The organism is Cohnella lubricantis (assembly GCF_014212015.1).
GTDB lineage: Bacteria > Bacillota > Bacilli > Paenibacillales > Paenibacillaceae > Cohnella > Cohnella lubricantis.
The window spans coordinates 24,470-47,260 of record NZ_JACJVN010000051.1 but is presented as its reverse complement, the minus strand read 5'-3'; the positions used below and the strand labels follow the sequence as shown (position 1 = coordinate 47,260).

Sequence of the window (22,791 nt, the reverse complement as noted above, 5' to 3'; positions counted from 1 at the left end):
TATATTACGGAGCGGTTGTAACCGTTTACAGACTTCGCAGACGCAACTCCGCAGTCCATCAGCATCGCCACAACACAACCTTATATCCGCGGCAACTTCTCGCAATTGGCTTGACGAAGAACCTGGCATGAAGCTATCGGAACTCGCAGCAGAACGGGAAAGGACGGATGTCTATGGCGTGGCAGATCGCGAATCTCCTCTTATTTCTGGCGGCAGCCGGGTATGCGCTCTACTTGTTCTACCGGGCCGTCTACCACCGCTATCTCTATGTCAAGAAGCTAGGCCAGCCCGCCTCCTTCAGCGGGGGCGGCGAAGGGAGAATGGCCGAATTCCTCTCGCAGGTGTTCGGTCAGAAGAAGCTCCTGAAGGATCCCCGCAGCGGGATGATGCACATCGTCATTTTCTACGGCTTCATTATTGTGCAATTCGGCGCGCTCGATCTCATCGTCAAGGGCTTGACGGACGGCAAGCACGTTCCGTTCCCGGCCTACGGCCTGTTCGGGCTCATGCAGGAGGCGGTCGTCTTCCTCGTGCTCGCCGCCATGGGCTACGCCGCGTACCGCCGCTACGGGGAGAAGCTCCCGCGGCTGAAGCGGGGCTGGAAGCCGAGCCTTGTTGTTTATTTTATTTTCACTCTGATGCTGTCGGTGCTGTTCGCGCTTGGCTTCGAACGCGTCTGGCTCGGCCTTGAGCCTTCGGGCTACGCGCCGATCTCGTCGGCGATCGCGGCGATCTTCTCCGGCATGCCGGTAGGCGCGGCGGAAGCCGTCTTCTATGTCTTCTGGTGGGTGCACCTGCTCGTGCTGCTCTCCTTCCTCGTCTACGTCCCGCAGTCGAAGCACTTCCACCTGTTGACCGCGCCGCTGAACATTTGGCTGCGCCGCCGTGAGCCCGTCGGCCGATTGAGCAAGCTCGACTTGGAGGACGAGAACGCGGAATCGTTCGGCGCCGGCAAGATCGAAGACTTCACGCAGAAGCAGATGCTCGACTTCTACGCCTGCGTCGAATGCGGCCGCTGCACGAACGTCTGCCCGGCGTCGAACACCGGCAAGGCGCTGTCGCCGATGCACCTGATCACGAAGCTGCGCGACCATCTGCAGGAGAAGGGCGCCGCCGTCACGAGCAAGTCGCCTTGGGCGCCGGCGTTCGCGTTCCCCGCGTCGGCGTCGGCCGGAGCGCACGCGATGGCTCCGGCAGCCGTCGCTTCGGGCGTCGCGTGGCGCGAAGCGGCGTCGGAGGCCGGGGAGCGAGAGGCCGCCGCGTCGAGCGCCGACAATGCGGGCGGTCGCAAGGCGGCTCGGGAAGGCGCCGTCACCGACATTCGCCCGACGCTGGACTGGCAGAAGTCCGCCTGGCATCGAGATCCGGCGAACAATCCGCTGGAGCTCGAGCTGATCGGCGACGTCATGACCGAGGACGAGATCTGGTCGTGCACGACGTGCCGCAACTGCGAGGATCAATGCCCGGTCGGCAACGAGCACGTCGACAAGATCATCGACCTGCGCCGCCATCTCGTGCTCATGCAGGGCAGCCTGCCGCACGACGGGCAGCGCGCGCTGCAGAACATCGAGCGCCAAGGCAATCCGTGGGGTCTGAGCCGGGGTGACCGCGCGAATTGGACCGCCGAGATTGAAGGCATAAGCGTGCCGACGGTCAAGGACAATCCCGGCTTCGACTACTTGTTCTTCGTCGGCTCGATGGGCTCCTACGACCAGCGCAGCCGCCGCATCTCGCGGGCGTTCGTCCGCCTGATGCAGGAAGCGGGAGTCAGCTTCGCGATTCTCGGCAACGAGGAGAAGAACTCGGGCGACACGCCGCGCCGGATGGGCAACGAGATGCTGTTCCAGCAGCTCGCCGCCGAGAACATCGAGACGTTCAAGAAGTACGGCGTTCGCCGAATCGTCACCGCTTGCCCGCACACCTTCAACACGCTCAAGAACGAATATCCGGATTTCGGTCTGGAAGGCGTGGAGGTGCTTCACCATACCCAGCTTCTGGAGCAGCTCGTCCGCGAAGGCAAGCTGCAGCCGCGACACGAAGTGCAGGAGCGGATCGTCTACCACGATTCGTGCTACCTCGGCCGTTACAACGGCGTATACGACGCGCCGCGCAACGTGCTGAAGGCGATCCCGGGCGTCCGGCTCGTCGAGATGGCGCGCAATCGGGAGAACGCCATGTGCTGCGGCGCCGGCGGCGGAATGATGTGGATGGAGGAGACGGCGGGCAAGCGGGTCAATCTGGCGCGCACCGAGCAAGCATTGGCCGTGGGTCCCACGGTCGTCAGCAGCGCGTGCCCTTACTGCCTCGCTATGTTTGAAGACGGGACCAAGATGAAGGAAGCTGAAGAGGACGTCCGGGCGAGGGACGTCGCGGAGCTGCTGGAGCACGCCGTGTTCGGCGACCGACCCGTTCGCACATCTGAACCATTAGAGGAGGTCAGAGCATGAACCAATCGATTCGCAAGGCGGCCGTCATCGGCTCGGGCATTATGGGCTCGGGCATCGCCGCCCACCTGGCCAACGCGGGCATCTCTTGCCTGCTGCTGGACATCGTTCCGAGCAAGCTGACCGATGAAGAAGCGGCCAAAGGGCTGACGCTGGAGCATCCCGCCGTGCGCAACCGGCTCGCGACGGCAGCGATCGCTAAGCTGGCGAAGATCAATCCGGCCCCGTTGTACGATCCGGACTTCGCGAAGCGCATCACGCCGGGCAACCTGGAGGACGATCTGGCGCGAGTCGCGGACGTCGACTGGGTCATTGAAGTCGTCGTCGAGAACCTGCAGGTGAAGCGCGAGCTGCTGCGGAAGGTCGAGGCGCATTGGAAGCCCGGCCTCGTCGTCAGCTCCAATACGTCCGGCATCTCGATCGACGAGATGTCGGCGGAATGCGGCCCCGAGTTTAGGAAGCACTTCATGGGCACGCACTTTTTCAACCCGCCGCGTTATATGAAGCTTCTGGAGATTATCCCCGGACGGGACACGGACGCCGCGCTCGTGCGGCGGATGAAGGACTTCTGCGAGAACGCGCTCGGCAAGGGCGTCGTTATCGCCAAGGATACGCCGAACTTCGTCGCCAATCGGATCGGCACGTACGGTCTGCTCGTGACGCTGCGGGAGATGGCCGAGAAGGGCTACACGGTCGAGGAGATCGAAGCGGTGACGGGACCGGCGATGGGCCGGCCGAAGAGCGCCACGCTGCGCACGCTCGATCTCGTCGGGATCGATACGTTCCTGCATGTGGCCGACAACGTGCATCGCAACGTCATGGATGGGGCGGAGCGGGCGGTGTTCGAGCATCCGGCGCTGGCGAAGGAATTGGTCGCGAGAGGCTGGATCGGCGAGAAGGCCGGCCAAGGCTTCTTCAAGAAGATCAAAGGCCCGGACGGCAAGAGCGAGATTCTCGCGCTGGACCCGGCGACGATGGAATATCGGCCGCAGAAGAAGGTGTCCTCCGGCTCGCTGGAGGCAGCGAAGCTGGCCAAAGGCGCGCGTGAGAAGACGAAGGCGCTGATCGCGGGCGGCGACCGCTACTCCGAGCTGGCGTGGAGCCTGCTTAGCCAAGTGCTCGTCTACTCGGCGGCCAAGGTCGGCGAGATCGCCGATTCGATTGAAGAGATCGACAATGCGATGAAGTGGGGCTTCAACTGGGAGCTCGGACCGTTCGAGGCGTGGGACGCTATCGGCTTAGCGACGTCCGCCCTCCGAATGGAGCGCGAGGGGCTGGCGGTCCCTGGCTGGGTGAAGGAGTGGATCGCACAGGGCAACACGTCCTTTTACCGGAAGGGGGAGGGCGGCCGGAAGTTCTACATTCATGAGGGGCGTTACCGCGAGGCGGAGGAGAAGCCGGAGAACATTTCGCTGCGCGCGCTCAAGGAGAATGGCCGCACGATTATCGGCAACAGCGGGGCCAGCCTCGTCGATCTCGGAGACGGCGTTGCCTGCCTCGAGTTCCATTCGCCGAACAATGCGATCGGTTCCGATATTCTGAGCCTCATCTCGCAAGGTGTAGAGGAGGTTCGCCGCAACTACGAAGGGCTGGTCATCGCGAACGAAGGCCGCAACTTCTGCGTCGGCGCGAATATCATGCTGCTGCTGATGGAGGCGCAGGACGAGGAGTGGGACGAAGTCGACGGCATCATTCGAATGTTCCAGAACGCCATGCTCAAGATCAAGCGGCTCGAAAAGCCTGTTGTCGCAGCGCCCCATCGCATGACGCTGGGCGGCGGCGTGGAGGCTTGCCTTCCGGCGGACCAGGTCATCGCTTCGGCCGAGACGTATTACGGTCTCGTCGAAGTCGGCGTCGGCCTCATCCCGGCAGGCGGCGGCTGCAAGGAATTCGCGCTGCGGATCAGCCAGAGCGAGCGTTCGCCGGATGCGGACCTGCTGCCGCGGCTTAGCCAAGCGTTCGAGACGATCGGCATGGCCAAAGTATCGACGAGCGGGCACGACGCGAAGAAGCTCGGCTACCTGAAGGAGACGGACCGCGTGCTGCTGAACCAGGACCGCCGCATCTATGAGGCGAAGCAAGCGGTGCTGCGGATGGCGCAGGCCGGCTACGAGCCGATTCCGGAGGAGCGCGTGCGCGTCGCGGGCGCCGAAGGCAAGGCGGCCTTGACGCTCGGCGCGATCGGCATGCGGCAGAGCGGGTGGATTAGCGATCACGATCTGAAGATCGCGAAGAAGCTCGCGCATGTGCTGGCCGGCGGCGACGTGCCGGCGGGGACGCTCGTCAGCGAGCAGTATCTGCTCGACCTGGAGCGCGAAGCGTTCCTTAGCCTGTGCGGCGAGCCGAAGACGCAGCAGCGCATGCAGCACATGCTGACGAAGGGCAAGGCGCTGCGGAATTAGCTGGCGTATGGCCGGCCGGGCGATGTTCGGTTGGTGCATACGGCGGGAGTTAGTTCGCGAACGAACTAACCCGGCGCACGGGTGATGCATACGGCGGGAATTAGTTCGCGAACGAACTAACCCGGCGCACGTGTGATGCAATCGGCGGGAATTAGTTCGCGAACGAACTAACCCGGCGCACGTGTGATGCATTCGGCGAGAATTAGTTCGCGAACGAACTAACTCGGCGCACGAGGGGTGCATACGGCGGGAATTAGTTCGCGAACGAACTAACTCGGCGCACGAGTGGTGCATACGGCGGGAATTAGTTCGCGAACGAACTAACTCGGCGCACGGGTGATGCATACGGCGGGAATTAGTTCGCGAACGAACTAACTCGGCGCACGGCTGGTGCATACGGCGGGAATTAGTTCGCGAACGAACTAACTCGGCGCACGGCTGGTGCATACGGCGGGAATTAGTTCGCGAACGAACTAACTCGGCGCACGGGTGTGTGGTTGGTCGGAAATAGTACGTTGGGAGGAAGAGCCATGAGAGAAGCAGTAATCGTCACGATTGCGCGCACCGCGGTCGGCAAAGCGAAGCGGGGCAGCCTCGTTCAGACGCGCGCAGACGATCTGGGCAAGGCGGTGCTCGAGGCGGTCGTCGAGCGAACGCCGGGGCTGAAGAAGGAGGATGCCGAAGACGTCATTATCGGCTGCGCGATGCCCGAAGGGGAGCAGGGGCTTAACTTCGCCAGAATTATGTCACTCTATGCCGGCTTTCCGAATACGGTGCCGGCGCTGACGATCAACCGATTCTGCTCGTCTGGACTGCAGGCGATCGCGTTCGCCGCGGAACGCATTATGCTCGGTCACGCAGACGTCATTGTCGCCGGCGGGGTCGAGAGCATGAGCCACGTCCCGATGACGGGCTTCAAAGTGTCCCCGAACCCGCGCATCGTGGAAGAGATGCCGGAAGTCTATATCAGCATGGGGCATACGGCTGAGAACGTCGCGGAGCGGTTCGGCGTCTCCCGCGAGGACCAAGACCGCTTCGCGCTGCGCTCGCATGAGAAAGCGGCGAAGGCGATCGCAGAAGGCAAGTTCAAAGACGAGATCGTACCGATCAATGCGACGCTGAGAAATGTAGACGAACGCGGCAAAGTCTTGACGCGCTCCTTCACGTTCGACACGGACGAGAGCGTCCGCGCCGATACGACGCTTGACGCGCTCGCCGGTCTTAAGCCGTCGTTCAAGCTCGGCGGCTCCGTAACGGCGGGCAATGCTTCGCCGCTCAGCGACGGCGCCGCCGCTGCGGTGCTTATGAGCCGCGAACGCGCCGAAGCGATGGGGCTGAAGCCGCTAGCGACATTCCGTTCGTTCGCGCTGGCTGGCGTAGAGCCGGAGATCATGGGCGTCGGCCCGGTCAAGGCGATCCCGAAGGCGCTCCAGATGGCCGGCATCGGCTTGGACGACGTCAAGCTGTTCGAGATCAACGAGGCGTTCGCATCGCAGTGCCTGCACGTCATTCGGGAACTCGGCATCGACGAGGAGAAGGTGAACGTCAACGGCGGCGGAATCGCGCTCGGCCACCCGCTCGGCTGTACCGGCACGAAGCTATCGGCGACGCTCATTCACGAGCTGCGCCGCCGCGGGGGCGGCTACGGCGTCGTGTCGATGTGCATCGGCGGCGGAATGGGCGCGGCTGGCGTCTTCGAAGTTCACGCCGGGTAAGGAGCGGGGGACTTGCAGAGTTGACGCCCCAACAGCCGGAGAAACTCGAAAAAATCAAGTTTCTCGGTCGCGCGAAGCACAAACAGCCGAAGAAACCCGAAAAAATCGAGTTACTCGGCCACGCGGGGAATGAGTGTTGTGCGGGGAATGAGTGTTGTGCGGGGAGTGAGTGTCTAGCGGGTATGAGTATCTAATTGTATATGAGTATCTAACGTAAATGAGTGTCCATCGTACATGAGCATCCAATCGTAAAGGAGAGATCGGCCATGAGCAAAGTGTTAAACAGCTCCAAAATCCGCGGAGGCAGCTTCATTATCGACGACATCGATGCGGCGCGCATCGTAACGCCGGAAGACTTCACCGAGGAACAGCGCATGATCGCGCAGACGACGGAGGACTTCGTCGACGCGGAGATCGTGCCGCATGACGCCGAGATCGAGAAGCTGAACTACGAGCTGACCGTCTCCAAGCTGCGCAAAGCCGGCGAGGTTGGTCTGCTCGGCGCGGACGTGCCGGAAGCCTACGGCGGCCTCGGCCTCGACAAGATCAGCTCGACGCTGATCGGCGAGAAGATGGCGAAGGCATCGTCCTTCGCCCTGTCGCTCGGCGCGCACGTCGGCATCGGCACGCTGCCGATCGTCTACTTCGGCACCGACGAGCAGAAGCGCAAGTACTTGCCGCAGCTGGCGGCGGGGGAGAAGATCGCCGCCTATTGCCTGACGGAGCCGACCTCCGGCTCCGACGCCCAAGGCGCGCGGACGACCGCGATCCCTACGGAGGACGGCCAGCACTATGTCCTCAACGGCACGAAGCAATTCATTACCAACGCGGGCTTCGCGGACATCTTCATCGTCTACGCGAAGGTGAACGGCACCGACTTCAGCACGTTCATCGTCGAGCGCGGCATGCCGGGCGTCAGCATCGGACCGGAAGAGAAGAAGATGGGTATCAAGGGCTCGTCCACCTGCCCGCTCATTCTGGAGGACGTGAAGGTGCCGGCGTCCAATCTGCTGTGGGAGATCGGCAAAGGCCATCTGATCGCGTTCAACATTCTGAACATCGGCCGGTTCAAGCTGGCGGCAGGAGCCGTAGGCGGCACGAAGGAGACGATCGCTGCCTCGGCGAAGTATGCTAACGAACGCCATCAGTTCGGCCGCCCGATCTCCTCGTTCCCGCTCATCGGCAAGAAGCTGGCGGAGATGAACACGAAGACGTTCGCGCTGGAGAGCATGGTGTACCGCACGGCCGGCCTGTTCGACGAAGGGCTCGCGGAGCTTGAAGGCGAGAACGCCGCCAACAATGCCAATAATGCCAACAACGCCTCCGCCAACGCCGCCAACAACGCGGGCCTGCAGGCAGCGAAGGCGATCGCGGAATACCAGCTGGAATGCTCGATCAACAAAGTGTTCAGCTCGGAAGTGCTGGACTTCGTCGTCGACGAAGGCGTGCAGCTTCACGGCGGCTACGGCTTCATTCAGGAGTACAGAGTCGAGCGCAGCTACCGGGATTCGCGGATCAACCGGATCTTCGAGGGAACGAACGAGATCAACCGGCTGCTCATTCCAGGCACGCTGATCAAACGCGCGATGAAGGGCGAGCTGCCGCTCATGCAGAAGGCAATGGCGCTGCAGGCCGAGCTGATGGAGCCGATGCCTTCGCAAATGTTCGAGGGAACGTTGGAACAGGAAGCTCATATGCTTGCAATGGCGAAGAAAATCTTCCTGATGGCCGGCGCGCAGGCGGTGCAGAAGTATCAAATGAAGCTCGAGCAGGAGCAAGAGGTGCTTAGCAACCTGGCGGACATCATGATCTCCGTCTTCGCGATGGAGAGCGCGCTGCTGCGCACCCGCAAGCTGATCGCCGGCAGCGGCGAGGACAAGGCGCAGAATGCGATCGACATGACCGTCGTCTTCATTCACGAAGAGTTTAGCAAGATTGAGAATTGGGCTCGGGAGGTTCTCTCCGCGATGGAGACGGGCGATACGCTCCGGACGCAATTATCGATCCTTAAGAAGCTAACCCGCCATTCCCCGGCGAATATGGTGGGATTGAAGCGGAGCATCGCCGCCCGCGTCATCGCAGCCGAGCAATACGTCGTGTAACCGAAGGTCTGCAATACACTTTGCGCAAAAGAGGTGTCGGCCATGCCGAATAAGCCTTGGCTGCAACAGTATCCTGCCGAAGTTCCACCGACGTACACATATCCGCTGCAGAATCTTGCTTCATTCCTCCTAGACGCGGCCGCGAATAACCCGCAGGGTACGGCCATTGATTTTATGGGCTTCCGCATGACTTATCGGCAGCTGTTAGCTTCGACGCGCCGCTTCGCGAACGCTCTGCTTCGGCAGGGCGTCCGCAAGGGCGAGCGCGTCGCCATCATGCTGCCCAATTGCCCGCAGACCATTATCGCCCATTATGGCGCGTTAATGATGGGCGCCGTTGTCGTCATGACGAACCCGATGTACATGCCGCGCGAGCTGGAGCATCAGCTGGAGGATTCAGGGGCGACGACGATCGTCGTGCTCGACCAACTGCTGGAGAGGGTTCGCAAGTCGACGGAGCGCCATCCGCTTGCGCGAATTATCGTGACGGCGATTCGGGACTATCTTCCTTTTCCGAAGAATGTGCTGTTCGATCTGAAAATGAGAAAGGACGGCCAGCGCCCCAAGATCGAATACGGCGGCCCAGTGCTATCCTTCCGAGAGCTGCTGAAGGGAGCTTCGGAGGAACCGGTCGAAGCGATCATCGATCCCATGAACGATCTCGCGCTCATTCAGTACACCGGCGGCACGACCGGCCTCGCGAAGGGCGTCATGCTGACGCACCATAATCTGGTCGCCAATGCGATTCAATGCCGGCTCTGGTTCTACAAGGCCGAGAACAACAAGGAGACCTTCCTCGCGGCGCTGCCGTTCTTCCATGTGTTCGGGCTGACCGTTCTGCTTCATCTCGGCATCTACTCGGCAGGGACGCTGGTGCTTCTGCCCCGGTTCGAGATCGGCCAGGTGCTGCGAACGATCCACGGCAAGAGACCGACGGTATTCCCCGGCGCGCCGACGATGTATATTGCGATCATTAATCATCCTGACGTAGGCAAATATGATCTGAGCTCGATCAACATCTGTATTAGCGGGGCGGCTCCGCTGCCGCAGAACGTGCAGGAGAGATTCGAAGCGCTGACCGGCGGCAGGCTGATCGAAGGCTACGGCTTAACCGAGGCGTCTCCGGTGACGCATGCGAACAACATTTGGGAGAAGCGCAAGAACGGCTCCATCGGACTGCCGTTTCCGGATACGGACGCGCGGATCGTTCATCCCGACACGTTCGAGGATGCGGAGCCTGGCGAGATCGGCGAGCTGGCCGTTCGGGGACCGCAGGTGATGAAGGGCTACTGGAACCGGCCGGAGGAGACGGCTCGCGTGCTGCAGGACGGCTGGCTGCTGACCGGCGATCTGGGGTCGATCGATGAAGAAGGCTTCACCTATATCATCGATCGGCGCAAGGATCTGATCATTGCAGGCGGCTACAATATCTATCCTCGCGAAGTCGAGGAAGTGCTGTTCGAGCATCCCGCCGTCGAGGAAGCGGCCGTCGCGGGCGTCGTCGATCCGTACCGGGGAGAGACGGTCAAGGCATACATCGTGCTTCGCAAAGGGGCAACAGCCGGCGCGGACGAGATGAAGCAGTGGTGCAAGGAGAGGCTGGCGGCCTATAAAGTTCCGAAGATCATTGAATTTCGGGAAGCGCTTCCGAAGACGATGGCCGGCAAGGTGCTGCGGCGCAAGCTGATCGAGGAGGAAGAGGAGAAGGCTAGAACCTCATAACTTTGCTAATATAGAGATAGGTATTTAGAGATAGAGAGCAGGGATGGGAGGATGGAGTAGACATGGAAGAGTTGGCGGAGAAGATTAAGCAATGGGAAGAGATGGGGAACAAGTCGTTCTGGGGCCATCTGGGATGCCGGCTGGAGGAATGGAGCGACAGGGAGGTCACCATCTCGATGGAGATCAAGCCCGAGCTGCTCAATCTGGCCGGCATTCTGCACGGCGGCGTTCATGCTTCGCTGATTGACACGGTCATCGGCATTCTGGTCATGATCGTGCGCGGGGAAGAGAACGTCGTGACGACGAATCTCAACATGCATTTCCTGGAATCAACCTCTTCCGGGCGTGTGTTCGCTACAGCTGAGATTGTCCATATGACGCGCCGGTCGATCACCGCAACCGGTTATGTGCGAAGCGAAGACGGCGACAAACTAGCATTCGGAACGGCGACGTTCCGGTCGATCGGTCAGCGGCCTCAGACGTAGCGTCTGGCCGCTTTTTTTTATTTTCACCGTTGCGCTTGGTCTCGATCTTCCCGATAATGAGGAGGTTGCATCCTACGGTTGTTACTGCTGCGGAGGTATCCTCATGAGCGAACGTTCCCGGGCGAACGGCATCTTGCTGCTGCTCGTCGTATTCGGCGGCTTCCTAATCTTCGGCTTCTCTGAGAATATTAAAGGTCCGGCCATCCCAAGAATGCAGGGCGAGTTCGGCTTGGACGAAGGACAGCTCGGCGTTCTGCTCGCCTTGAACTCGTTAGGCTACTTGGCGGCCTGTTCGTTCACCTCGGCATTGGCGGCGCGAATCGGCGTCAAGCTGACCGGCATTCTCGCGTTCGGTTCCATGGCCTTGTCCGGCCTCCTTATCTATTACGCCGCGAATTATACGTATTTGACAGCCTCTTATTTCCTGCTGTACATCGGCAACGGGATGCTGGAGATCGGTCTTGCGATTATGGCCGCCCGCATCTTCGTCAAGAATACAGGAACGATGATGAATGTCGCCCACTTCTTCTACGGACTCAGCTCGACGGTGGCGCCTCTGATCGCGGCTTCGATGATGGGATGGCACATAGGCGGGGGCGAGCTGGGCTGGCGGGGGATGTATCTCCTCATGCTGTCCTTGTCGATTCTGCCGATCCTACCTTCACTGTTTGGGCGGTTCCCTGGCGACGGCGATCATCCGCAGGAAGAGCGCATCTCCTACCGCCTTCTCTTCCGCGATCCGATCGCTTGGCTCATCGTGGCCATCCTCTCGTCCGGCGTCATCTCCGAGATGGCGGTCGGCAGCTGGCTGGTCAATTTCCTGGAGAAAGCGTACGGCTGGAGCACGGGGGACGCATCCGGCATGCTGTCGCTGTTCTTCGTATGCTTCATGCTGGCGCGATTGTTCCTCGGCCCGATCACGGACCGAATCGGTTATACGCTGTCGGTGCTCCTCTTCTCCGCCTTCTCGGGCTTGTGTACGCTCGCGGCGATATTCGCCGGCGAACCGGGTGCCTGGCTGTTCGCGGTCGCCGGTATCGGCATCGCGCCGATCTATCCGACCGTGATGGCGATGATCGCCAGGCGCTTCCCGAAGGGGACGGATACGGCGATCACGTTCACGGTCACGCTCATGGGAATTGCCGGCGTCATCGGCAATCTGTGCATCGGCTACATCATCGACTTCGTGCGCGCGCTGTTCGAGCGGGAAGGCGCGGACAGCAGCCGCCTGCTGGGCCTGCAAGCCGGCTACGGCTTCATCGCCTTCATGGCGCTGCTCTGCTCGGCATGCTGCGCCGCGTTGTATAGTATTCTTCGGAAGAGAGACGAGAGGCTCTGAGAGATGCTGGACAATCTCTAGTCAAAAATGGAAAACGGATGATATAATGGAAAAGGAAAACGTTTTATTTGACGGAGGAGGTGGCGGTGGATCTGACATGGTTAATGAGGGTCGCGTCGTTAGTTCGGCAAGATGCTCTCTTTTTTTGTTGAAAAAAGAAAACGTTTTCTGTCATCAGGTGTTCCATGGACTCGCACACGATCGAACTCTTGCGATGGGGTGATTGAATTGGCAAAGAGACAACGGGCTTTGCGACGGATAGCCGCTCTGATGGCGGTAATTGTATTTGTTGCTGTGATGCCGATGTGGGCTAACGCGGACGAGCCGGCTCCCGCTCTGGATCCGTTGCTGGCGGCTCCGGGGGAGAAGCCTTCCGTCGGGGGACACTTGCAGCTGATTGATGTGGAAGGCCGCAAGACGCTTGCAGACGAGCGAGGGAATCCGATCCAGCTGCGCGGCATGAGCACGCACGGGCTGCAGTGGTTTCCAGAAATCTTAAATGAGAACGCTTTCGCAGCGCTTGCTAACGATTGGGATGCGAACCTGATCCGACTCGCGATGTACGTCGGTGAGAACGGATATGCCGCCGATCCGTCGTTGAAGGATAAGGTCATTCAAGGCATCGAGCTCGCGATCGCCCATGATCTGTATGTGATCGTGGATTGGCACGTGCATCAGCCCGGCGACCCGAACGCGGATACATATGCGGGAGCGATGAATTTCTTCCGGGAAATCTCGGAGAAGTACCCGAACGATCCGCACATTCTGTACGAGCTGGCCAATGAGCCGAACAACGCCGAGCCGGGCGTGACGAACGATGCGGCCGGTTGGGCCCAGGTCAAGTCGTACGCGGAGCCGATCATCCAGATGCTGCGCGACAGCGGCAACGAGAATATCGTGATCGTCGGCAGTCCGAACTGGAGCCAGCGCGCCGATCTGGCGGCCGATGATCCGATCGATGATGAGGGCACGATGTACACGGTTCACTTCTATACCGGCACCCATATGCCGGCGGCAGACAGCACGGACCGCGACAACGTGATGAGCAACGCCCGGTACGCGCTGGAGCATGGGCTTGCCTTGTTCGCGACGGAATGGGGAACGAGCGAAGCCAGCGGCAACAACGGCCCGTTCCTCGAGGAAGCCGATCAGTGGCTCACGTTCTTGAACGAGAATAACATCAGCTGGGCGAACTGGTCGCTGACGAACAAGGCCGAGACGTCCGCCGCCTTCCTGCCGTTCGAGCTGGGCAAGCATGACGCGACAAGCCTCGATCCAGGCGACGACCAAGTGTGGGCAGCCGATGAGCTGAGCGTCTCCGGCGAATATATCCGGGCGCGGATCAAGGGCATCCCTTACGAGCCGATCGACCGGACGGAGAGGGAAGACTTCCAGACCGTCGTCTGGGACTTCAACGACGGCACGACCCAGGGCTTCGGCATTAACGGCGACAGCCCGGTCAAGGAAGACAATGGTATTGAGGTCCAGAACGTCAATAACGCGCTGCAAGTGAGCGGACTTAGCGTCAGCCGCAACGTGTACGGGGACGGCTTCTGGGGCAACCTTCGCCTGTCGGCGGACGGTGCCTCCGCCCGTCCGGATATGCTGGGCGCGCAGCAGCTGACGATGGACGTCATCGCGGCGGAGCCGGCGTCGGTTGCCATCGCTGCTATTCCGCAGAGCGCTTCGGCGGGCTGGGCGAACCCGACGCGCGCGGTGACGCTGACGCCGGACGACTTCGCGCAGCGGGAGGACGGGGCCTTCCAAGCAACGCTGACGATCACCCGCGCGGATTCGCCGAATCTGGAGGCGATCGCGGCCAATGCAGACGACAGCACGATGACGAACTTGATCTTATTCCTTGGCGCAGACCCGGCGGAGGCCATCTCGATTGACAACATCACCGTATCGGGATCGCGGGCTGTCACGGAGCCTCCGGTCGTGCACGATCCAATCGGCGCGCCGACGCTGCCGTCTACATTCGAAGACAGCACCCGCCAAGGCTGGAACTGGGATCCCGGCTCCGGCGTGAAGAGCGCGTTGACGCTCCAGGAGGCGAACGGATCGCCTGCGCTCTCTTGGGAGACAGCCTATCCGGAGGTCAAACCGTCGGACGGCTGGGTGTCCGCGCCCCGTATCGTCTTGGGCAACATCAATACGACCCGCGGAAGTAACCGATATCTAACGTTCGACTTCTATCTGAAGCCTGTGCGGGCATCTCAAGGGACGCTGTCGATCAACCTGGCGTTCGCGCCGCCATCGCTCGGCTATTGGGCGCAAGCGGCAGATACGTTCAATATTGCGCTTGACCAACTTGACCAAGCGGCGAAGACGGAGGACGGACTGTACAAGTTCAAAGCCGCCTTCGATCTGGAGAAGATCAACGAGGGGAAAGCGCTCGAGGCGGATACGCTGCTGCGCGATATTACCGTCGTGGTCGCGGACGGCGAGAGCGACTTTGCCGGACGGATGTACATGGACAACGTCAAGTTCTCGGCGACGGCGGCAGAGAATCCGACGACTCCAACGAATCCAACGAGTCCGACCACGAACGCGGAACCGTCCGAGCCTGCCAGCTCGATCGTAACGCTCGAAGCGAAGCTTGGCGCGGATGGATGGGCGAAGGCTTCGGCTACGGCCGAGCAGCTGAACGCCGCGATTCGTCAAGCTCGCGCCGACGGAACGGCTCTCGTCATTCAATTGTCGGCTGGCGCAGCTGAAGATGGCGCGCAGGCAGCGGGCTTCGAGCTTGCGCTTCCGCAAGCCGCGCTGAGCGCGATCGCGGAAGGGCAGCTCGATAAGCTAACCGTGTCGACGCCGCTTGCGTCCGTCGCCTACGGTCCGGAAGCGCTGGCTGCCCTTCGCGCCGCCGGAACGGGCGACGCGATTCTGACGATCAGCCGGGCCGATGCGGCGGCTGACGGTACAGTGCTGCGCCTTGCCGCCTCCGTCGGAGGCGAAGCAGCCAAGATTCCTGCAGGCGGCATCGCGCTGTCCATTCCATACGCCGCGGGATCGGATCAGGACGCGCAGTCCGTCGTCATCTCCGCGGTGAATGCCGACGGCACGTCCAACATCCTGCCGGCGGGCATCTATGATCCGGCGACGGGCCGCGTGAACCTTGGGGCAGCTACTCTTGGGGATTATGCGGTGAGCTACCGTCCGTCCAGCTTCAACGATATCGTCTCGGGCTGGTACGCCGACTCCGTCCGCTTCCTCGCTGCCCGAGATATCGTAGAAGGCAACGAACAAGGCGGCTTCTCTCCGGCGGACAGCCTTACGAGAGCGCAATTCGTACAGATGCTCGCCAAGCTCGCCGGCGCGGATCTGAGCCTATACGCGAGCGGCGCCGCCGGTTCTGCCGGCCTCGCGGACGTGGACGCGGACGCCTGGTACGCCGGCGCAGCGCTGTGGGCGCGCGAGCAAGGCATCGCGAACGGTTCGGGAGACCTCTTCGAACCGGATATCGCCATCGCTCGCCAGGAGATGGCGGCGATGTTGAGCCGCTTCGCTGCTCAAACAGCCGGCGTCGACCTGACGGCCGCATCAAGCGCGCCGGCTCCGTTCGCGGACGAAGACGCGATCGCGGCCTACGCCCGCGAGGCGGTGTCGGCATTGCGGCAATCCGGCATTATCGACGGGAAGGGAGACAATCGCTTCGATCCTGCAAGCGCCGCAACCCGCGCGGAAGCGGCGAAGCTGCTCGCGGAGTTCATTCGGTTCGCGGCGAAGTGACCGTAACCATCTGAGCCCTCATTCCCAAGAACCGTCCGGCCCTCGAAGGCGCCGGGCGGTTTTCCGTTTATTTACATTCGTGCAGAGATGGCCGGTTATAGTAATATAGAAGAAATGATCGGTAAAGGAAGATGCAAGACCACATGCTGGGACATCAAGAGAAACATCGAATTGAGCAGCTGGCGCTCCGCAACCGGGACAAGATCGGCAAGGGCATCCGCAAACCCAGATTCCGCAAGCCCAAGAGCTGGACCGTGCGCAATCGGGTGCTGATGGCCGTGCTGATCGTGGAAGACGTGAAGCTGTCGGAGCTGGCCGAAGAGCTGGGCGTCGCGCCGCGTACGGTCGCATCCTGGATCTACGAAGGCGTGCATCCGACGGAGGAGTATCGGGCGGCCATCGCGCATAAGTTCGGCTTGCCGCAACACGTTCTTTTCCACCTGGATGAGCATGGATTGGAAGCTGCCGAAGCTATTGCCGCCGCCTTCCAAGGGGAAGGGAAGTTCTACAAGCGGGCGCTGCTCGGCGCGAAGCGCAATCGGATTCTGTCGGGCCTGTTCGCCGTCCACGGCGTCTCGCCTGCTGCCTTCAGCCGCAAGGCAGGAATCGCTCCCGCCACGACTCGCAAATATATGCACCAGGGCGCGCTCCCGGACGCCGGGTACCGGGAATTGTACTGCGACTTCTTCGGGCTGCCCGAGGACGTCTTGTTCTACGAAGCCAGAGAGAGATAAATAGAGGATAGGATAGGAGAATGCTGGATGTCTTACCGAATTGTTTTCTTCGACATTGACGGTACGTTGTTGGACGAGGAGAAGCGCGTGCCGCCGGATGCCGCCGAAGCCGTGCGCCAATTGAAGGCCAGCGGCGTCGAGCCGGTGATCGCGACGGGCCGCGCGCCTTACTTCATTAAGCCGGTAGCCGACGAGCTTGGCATCGAATCATGGGTTAGCCTTAACGGCGGCTATGTCGTGTACCAAGGGAAGGCGCTTCACGAGCTGACGATCGATCGAAGCGACCTGGAGAAGCTGGTCGAGCTGGCGGACCGCAATGGCCATGCGCTCGTCTTCGAGGGCAGAGAGTGGTATTACGCCAACCGCGAAGGCGATCCGTTCGCCTTCGATGCGGTCGAATCGCTGAAGGTGGCGCACCCGGGCGTGGATGCGGACTTCTGGAAGAAGGAAGCCGTCTATCAAGTGTTCCTGCATTGCGAGAGCCATGAGGAGCAAGTCTATGAGGATGCGCTCCCTGCGCTGCGCTTCATCCGCTGGCATTCGAAGGCGCTGGATGTGCTGCCGAAGAACGGCTCGAAGGCCGCAGGCATCGCGGCTCTGCTGGACGTGCTCGGGCTGACGAAGGAAGAGGCGGTAGCCTTCGGCGACGGGCTGAACGACAAGGAGATGTTGGAGTATGTCGGCCTCGGCATCGCGATGGGCAATTCGCACCCGGATGTGCTGCCGTATGCGGATTACGTCACGACTCGCGTCGAAGCAGGCGGCGTCCGCAACGGGCTCATCTATGCGGGGCTGCTGAAGGACTGAGAGTTGCCGTTGCTCGCCGAGGAGAAGTTCGAAGAAATCGAGTTACTCGGTGAGATACGCATCGTTGTTGGAGAGAACCTCGATTATATCGAGCTTCTCGGTGCAGTTAGCGCTACATCCAGCAGCATAATCAGGACAAGTCAACGAGAATAACACACAACGGGTAACCGTTGCGCGTTATTCTCGTTTTTGGTTGTCGACTTCTGGGCGGATGCCGAATATCCTGCTATGAGCATTGCGAATGAAGGAGGATATCCGGTGGTTCCGACTTATCCGTACGTGGGACAAGAAACGAAGTGCAAGCAAGTGCCAATAACGTTCCCGCCGCAGCATCAGAATCAGCAGCCCGGCTTGCAGACGCTGATGAACCCGCAGCCAATCTCCGAGAATCCCGCTTATCGGGGCAGCGGCAAGCTGAATGGCCGAGTTGCGATCGTCACCGGCGGCGACAGCGGCATCGGCCGCGCGGTCTCCATCGCTTGCGCGAAGGAGGGGGCGGACGTTGTCATCGTCTATATGACGCGAGAACGAGAAGATGCGCTCGCCACGCAGAAGATGGTGGAGGGCTGCGGCCGCCGCTGTCTGCTGATCGAAGGCGATCTGCGCCATTCGGCGTTCTCGCAAGAGATCGTCGCCAGAACGCTCGGGACGTTCGGCCGGCTGGACGTGCTCGTGCTGAACCAAGGCGTGCAGTTCCCCCAGCACAGCCTGCTCAACATCAGCGACGAGCAACTGGAGGACACGTTCCGCACGAACATCTTCCCGATGTTCTATCTGACGCGGGCTGCGCTTCCTTATCTGCAGCCAGGCAGCTCCATCATCAGCACGGCCTCGGTAACCGCCTATGCGGGAGCGCCGCTGCTGATCGACTACTCCTCGACCAAGGGAGCGATCGTCTCGTTCACCCGGTCGTTGTCCATGCAGCTGGCCGAACGGGGCATCCGCGTCAACGCCGTCGCGCCCGGGCCGATCTGGACGCCGCTCATCGTCTCCAGCTATTCCGCAGACTACGTGAAGACGTTCGGGCTCGACACGCCGATGAAGCGGGCCGGCCAGCCGTTCGAGCTCGCTCCCGCCTATGTCTATCTGGCCTCCGACGATTCCTCGTACATGACCGGCCAAGTGCTGCACGTCAACGGCGGCACGATGACGGAGACTTAAGGTCACCGCCAGCTTCTTATGCTGCACTTCTGCCAACACTCCGGCCGCATCGGCCGGAGTCTCGTTATGACCCAAGGGACATGCCGCTGTCCTTGGCGAATTTGTCCCGGTACTGTCCCGGCGTCAAGCCTTCCAGCTTGCGGAAGGAGCGGATGAAGTTCTGCGGATTGTTGTATCGGAGCCGCGCGGCGATATCCTTAACAGGCATGCCGGTGTCCGTCAGCCATCGCTTCGCCATGCCGAACCGGTAGGCGGTCAAATATTCGCTGAACGACACGCCGGTCTCTTTGCGGAAGACGCTGCTTAAATAGTTGGCGTTGTAATTCAGCCGCGTAGCGCATTCCTCCAGCGACAGATCGGTGTCGTAATGCCGCTGGACCAGATCGATGATCTTCTCGGAGATGTTGTGATACTGCGACTGCTGACGATCGCGGAAGATGCGGATCAACGGAAGGACGATGCCGGTCCAGAACCAATCTTCGATCTCGGGGACGGTGTTCAGCTTGATCATCTCTTCGAAAATAGAGCTTTGGTCATGCCGAATCTGATGCAGGCCAATACCCGACTCCTGCATTGCCATCAGCAGCGCGTTCAACAATCGGGCTAGCGGAATCTGGTACTCCTGCGGCGACAGATCGGCGTCGAAGACGGGGCGGAGGACGCGCTCCAGCAATTCCTTCGCCCGCTCTCTGTCAGCCAGCTTGATCGCGTCGATCAGCTCGCTCTCCGCGAGGACCGGGTAGTTGTTCTTCATGTAATGCTTGCCCGCGTTGACGTTCCCGTATTGAATGACGATGCCCTCGCCGAGCTTCAGGCGGTGCTTGAGGGCGTCTAACGCTTCCCGGTAAGCGATGGCGAGCTGCTTAACGGATTCGAACGGGAGACTCATTCCGATGCTGACCGTAAGCTCGAGAATCTCCTGAATGCGGCTCTGCAGACTCTCGGTCACCCTATACAAAGTCGAGTTGAAGGCGCGCGATTCATTGGCAGCGCTTCCATACAAAAGCACAACCGTCTGGTCAATCACGACGGGAGCCAGTCGATCCGGGGGCTTAATCAGTTCCTCGATCATATTGCAGACAGCGAACAGCAGCAGGTCGCCGTCCGACTTGTCGTAACGGGTGCCCTCGAGCGAGTCGATCTGCAGCGTAATGACCGCCATTGCCTGCCATTCATCCAGCTGCTGGCGATAACCGAACCGCGAGAGCTGTTCGGTTAACTGGCTCTTCTTAACAGAGCCCTGGAACGCGCGGATCAGATAGAAGGTGCGGACCTGATGCAGATGCTGACGGATCTCCCCTTCCAGCCTTGAATGGGATTGGAAGAGCCGTTGAATCTGTTCTCCGATGACCTGGAATTCGTCCGAGCCTGCGCGCTTGGCGCCCGGCAGCCAGTCATCGATCTGCTTCAGCAGCTTCTGAATGGGGGAATAGATTCGACGGGAGCCAAGCCAGGCGAAGAGCATCATCATCAGCAGCATGAGCAGGCAGACGCTTAGCGTGTAGAGCCCGATCTTGTCCGATTCCTTCGTCAGCCCGGCTATTGACGTGAAGGAGAGATAGGTCCAGCCATTATAGGGCGATCGATAATAAGCGACGGAATAAGATTGATTGTCGACTTCCGCCTTGAATTGTCCGGATGTCGGGCCTATGGCATCAATCCGGTCGAAGCCTGCAGCAGATACAGGCTGGCCGATCAGCGAAGAGTCGGGATGAAGCAGAATGCGGTTCTGGTCGTCCAGCACCATGATGGTGTCCGATCGGCCATCCGTCTCGTTCTGCAGAACCGACTGCAGGCTGCAGGCCGGAATGTTGGCCATTATCAGGCTGCTCGGCGCCAGGCTGTTCACTGGCAGGCGCTTGACCAAGCTAAGGTCGAACGGGCAGCTGACGCTGTTCGCATTCTCCTCGCTGTAGAACCAATTGGACGGGGTGAGCAGCCAAGCGTTGTTGGTCTGGCCGTGCAGAAGCTCGGACAGCTCCTTGTTGTAAGCGTATTCATCAAAGCGGTACAAACCAGAATTTTTGACCATCCAATTCTGCTTCTCATTCAGGAGCACGACGTCCTCCAATTGCGTATCGAAGGACTGCATGTGGCGAAGCTCGTTGCGGAGATCGTTATACAGCTTGAAGTCATTGACCGTCAGCGGGCTTCTCATCGCATTCTGGAGAACGGTGGAGTTGATCACCTGATTCAAGGTGTGATTGACAGTCGTTACGATTTGCTCTACATTGGCATTAATTTGAATCAATAGCTGTGTGTTGCCTTTATTTACATGTTTTTGAATTTCGCTTGAGGATGTCGCATAGGAGAAGTAGCCGATGAACAGTACGGGAAGCGTGCAGAGCAGGAATCCGAATACGGTAAGCTTGGTTAGGAAGCTTCTGGAACGCATCTGTCGTTCCCACCTTCAGCTAATGGTTTCTTCCATTGTAGGATACCGGCTCCGCAAGGAGCAATAATCATTGCTTCATCTCATAATCATTTTAACAGATTCAGGAGGGGACGCCATGATTCGCTTACGGATCGGACGCATGGCCGGGGCGAGCCTAATCGTCTCGTGCGCGCTTCTATTGGTTCTGCTCCCATCGTGCGCCCGCTCGGATCAGTCTCAGCAAGCGATGGCAGGCGGGAATGCGCCGACGGTGACCATCATGGCGCCGCTTCATTTCCCGAACGAACCGGATCCGGGCATCATCCGCAGCATCGAGCAATTGACCGGCGTTCACCTGTCCATCGAGTGGGTGCCGGATGAGATCTATGCGGACAAGATGAGTACGGCGCTCACCTCGGATTCCCTCAAGAAGGCGACGTTCGTGAAGTACACAGACTATATTCTCATGAAGAATGCCATTCGGTCGGGAGCGTTCTGGGAGATCGGCGGCTATCTGAACGACTATCCGAATCTGAGGCGCTTGAGCGAGAGCATTCTGAAGCAGACGGCTGTGGACGGCAACATCTACGGCTTGTACACGGAACGCCCCTCCTCCCGCCAGGGAATCATCCTGCGTCAGGATTGGCTCGACGAACTGCAGCTTCGGAAGCCGGCAACGCTGGACGAGCTGTATGAGGTGCTGCGCCAGTTCACCTACGGCGATCCGGATCGGAACGGGCGGGAAGACACGATCGGCTTGACGGATCGGGACGATCTCGTATTCGGCGCGTTCAAGACGCTGAGCTCGTACTTTGGGACGCCCAACAATTGGGGTGTGGAGAATCGGAAGCTCGTACCGGAATTCGAGACGAAGGCATATGTGGACACGATGAATTACATGCGGCGGCTCTACGAGGAGAAGCTCGTCAATTCGGACTTCGCCGTCACGAGCAAGGATGTTCAGCGGAACATGCTCATTCAAGGCAAGGCCGGCGCTTATATCGGCAGCATGACGGACGTGCAGCGATTGTCGATCGAAGCGAAGCGGGTGAATCCGAAGGCTTCCTTCACGCTGGTGAACCGGGTCGAAGGGCCTGACGGTTACCGGGTCTGGTCGATTCCGAATTTCAACGGCTTATTCTTGTTCTCCAAGAATGCGATCAAGACGGAGGAGGAGCTGAAGCTCGTCCTGCAGTTCTTCGACCGGACCATGGATTCGGACGTCGCCAATCTGATGAAGTACGGGGTCGAAGGCCGGCATCATGTGAAGGAGGGCGACAAGGTATATTTGCCGGAGGAGACGACCCAGCTGCGGGTGGACGAGATCGGTTCGCTGTATACGTTAATGATCGCGGATCTTAGCAATCCGAATCTCATGAAGGTGGCGGGACAGGACCCGCTGCTGGAGGAAGCCGAGCGGCTCGTGTCGGATAACGAGAAGTTCCTCGTCCGGGATCCGACCGCCCAATTGGATTCGCCGACCTACGACGAGAAGGGGACGGAGCTGTACAGAATCGTGACGGATGCGACCTATCATTATATCTTGGGACAGATAGACGAAGCCGGCTTCCGGAAGGAGATCGACAAGTGGAAGCGCGCCGGGGGCAGCCAGATCATTCAGGAATACGAGCAGGCCTACTTCGGACCGTAAGCGTCGGGACATCCCCGACGCCTTTTTTTTTGTCTGGCAGCCCAACATTCTCCTCATAATCATTTGTTCAGATAGGCCGCCGGCGGGCGAGTTCTAACGGAATGATTATATCGGTAATTC

General features: G+C 60.2%; 13 protein-coding genes. 12 read left to right on the top strand and 1 reads right to left on the bottom strand.

Going from position 1 to position 22,791, the window contains the following annotated elements:
• The first annotated feature begins 173 nt into the window (after positions 1 to 173).
• The 11 genes from H4Q31_RS12750 to H4Q31_RS12700 all read left to right on the top strand — a co-directional run bounded on the left by H4Q31_RS12750 (position 174) and on the right by H4Q31_RS12700 (position 18,646).
• Positions 174 to 2,447, top strand: a complete 2,274-nt coding sequence (locus H4Q31_RS12750) for a heterodisulfide reductase-related iron-sulfur binding cluster (RefSeq protein ID WP_185179443.1) — start codon at positions 174 to 176, stop codon at positions 2,445 to 2,447.
• The gene (locus tag H4Q31_RS12745) at positions 2,444 to 4,846 is read left to right on the top strand and encodes a 3-hydroxyacyl-CoA dehydrogenase/enoyl-CoA hydratase family protein (protein WP_185179442.1); all 2,403 of its coding nucleotides are present in this window, start codon (positions 2,444 to 2,446) and stop codon (positions 4,844 to 4,846) included. The genes H4Q31_RS12750 and H4Q31_RS12745 overlap by 4 nt, the downstream gene beginning before the upstream one ends.
• Positions 4,847 to 5,376: 530 nt before the next feature.
• Positions 5,377 to 6,561, top strand: coding sequence for an acetyl-CoA C-acyltransferase (locus H4Q31_RS12740; RefSeq protein WP_185179441.1), 1,185 nt, complete (start codon positions 5,377 to 5,379; stop codon positions 6,559 to 6,561).
• Between the two features lie 266 nt (positions 6,562 to 6,827).
• Positions 6,828 to 8,663, top strand: a complete 1,836-nt coding sequence (locus tag H4Q31_RS12735; protein WP_185179440.1) for an acyl-CoA dehydrogenase FadE — start codon at positions 6,828 to 6,830, stop codon at positions 8,661 to 8,663.
• Positions 8,664 to 8,705: 42 nt separating this feature from the next.
• Positions 8,706 to 10,385 (top strand): long-chain-fatty-acid--CoA ligase, encoded by a 1,680-nt coding sequence (locus H4Q31_RS12730; RefSeq protein WP_185179439.1) that lies wholly within the window; start codon positions 8,706 to 8,708, stop codon positions 10,383 to 10,385.
• Between the two features lie 62 nt (positions 10,386 to 10,447).
• Positions 10,448 to 10,870, top strand: a complete 423-nt coding sequence (locus H4Q31_RS12725) for a PaaI family thioesterase (RefSeq protein WP_185179438.1) — start codon at positions 10,448 to 10,450, stop codon at positions 10,868 to 10,870.
• 103 nt (positions 10,871 to 10,973) lie between these two features.
• On the top strand, positions 10,974 to 12,209 hold the full coding sequence (locus H4Q31_RS12720; protein WP_185179437.1) for an MFS transporter: 1,236 nt from the start codon (positions 10,974 to 10,976) through the stop codon (positions 12,207 to 12,209).
• A 270-nt stretch (positions 12,210 to 12,479) separates the two neighbouring features.
• On the top strand, positions 12,480 to 15,944 hold the full coding sequence (locus tag H4Q31_RS12715) for a carbohydrate-binding domain-containing protein (RefSeq protein WP_185179436.1): 3,465 nt from the start codon (positions 12,480 to 12,482) through the stop codon (positions 15,942 to 15,944).
• Positions 15,945 to 16,087: 143 nt separating this feature from the next.
• On the top strand, positions 16,088 to 16,678 hold the full coding sequence (locus tag H4Q31_RS12710) for an XRE family transcriptional regulator (RefSeq protein WP_185179435.1): 591 nt from the start codon (positions 16,088 to 16,090) through the stop codon (positions 16,676 to 16,678).
• Positions 16,679 to 16,705: 27 nt separating this feature from the next.
• Positions 16,706 to 17,485: a Cof-type HAD-IIB family hydrolase gene (locus tag H4Q31_RS12705; RefSeq protein WP_185179434.1), complete on the top strand. Its 780-nt coding sequence runs from the start codon at positions 16,706 to 16,708 to the stop codon at positions 17,483 to 17,485.
• Between the two features lie 258 nt (positions 17,486 to 17,743).
• Complete coding sequence (locus H4Q31_RS12700; RefSeq protein WP_185179433.1) at positions 17,744 to 18,646, top strand: SDR family oxidoreductase; 903 nt, start codon at positions 17,744 to 17,746, stop codon at positions 18,644 to 18,646.
• A 64-nt stretch (positions 18,647 to 18,710) separates the two neighbouring features.
• Here H4Q31_RS12700 and H4Q31_RS12695 read toward each other — a convergent pair whose 3' ends face one another.
• Positions 18,711 to 21,041, bottom strand: a complete 2,331-nt coding sequence (locus H4Q31_RS12695; RefSeq protein WP_185179432.1) for a helix-turn-helix domain-containing protein — start codon at positions 21,039 to 21,041, stop codon at positions 18,711 to 18,713.
• 115 nt (positions 21,042 to 21,156) lie between these two features.
• Here H4Q31_RS12695 and H4Q31_RS12690 point away from each other — a divergent pair, with 115 nt between their 5' ends.
• Positions 21,157 to 22,671: an extracellular solute-binding protein gene (locus tag H4Q31_RS12690; RefSeq protein ID WP_185179431.1), complete on the top strand. Its 1,515-nt coding sequence runs from the start codon at positions 21,157 to 21,159 to the stop codon at positions 22,669 to 22,671.
• The last annotated feature ends 120 nt before the right edge of the window (positions 22,672 to 22,791 follow it).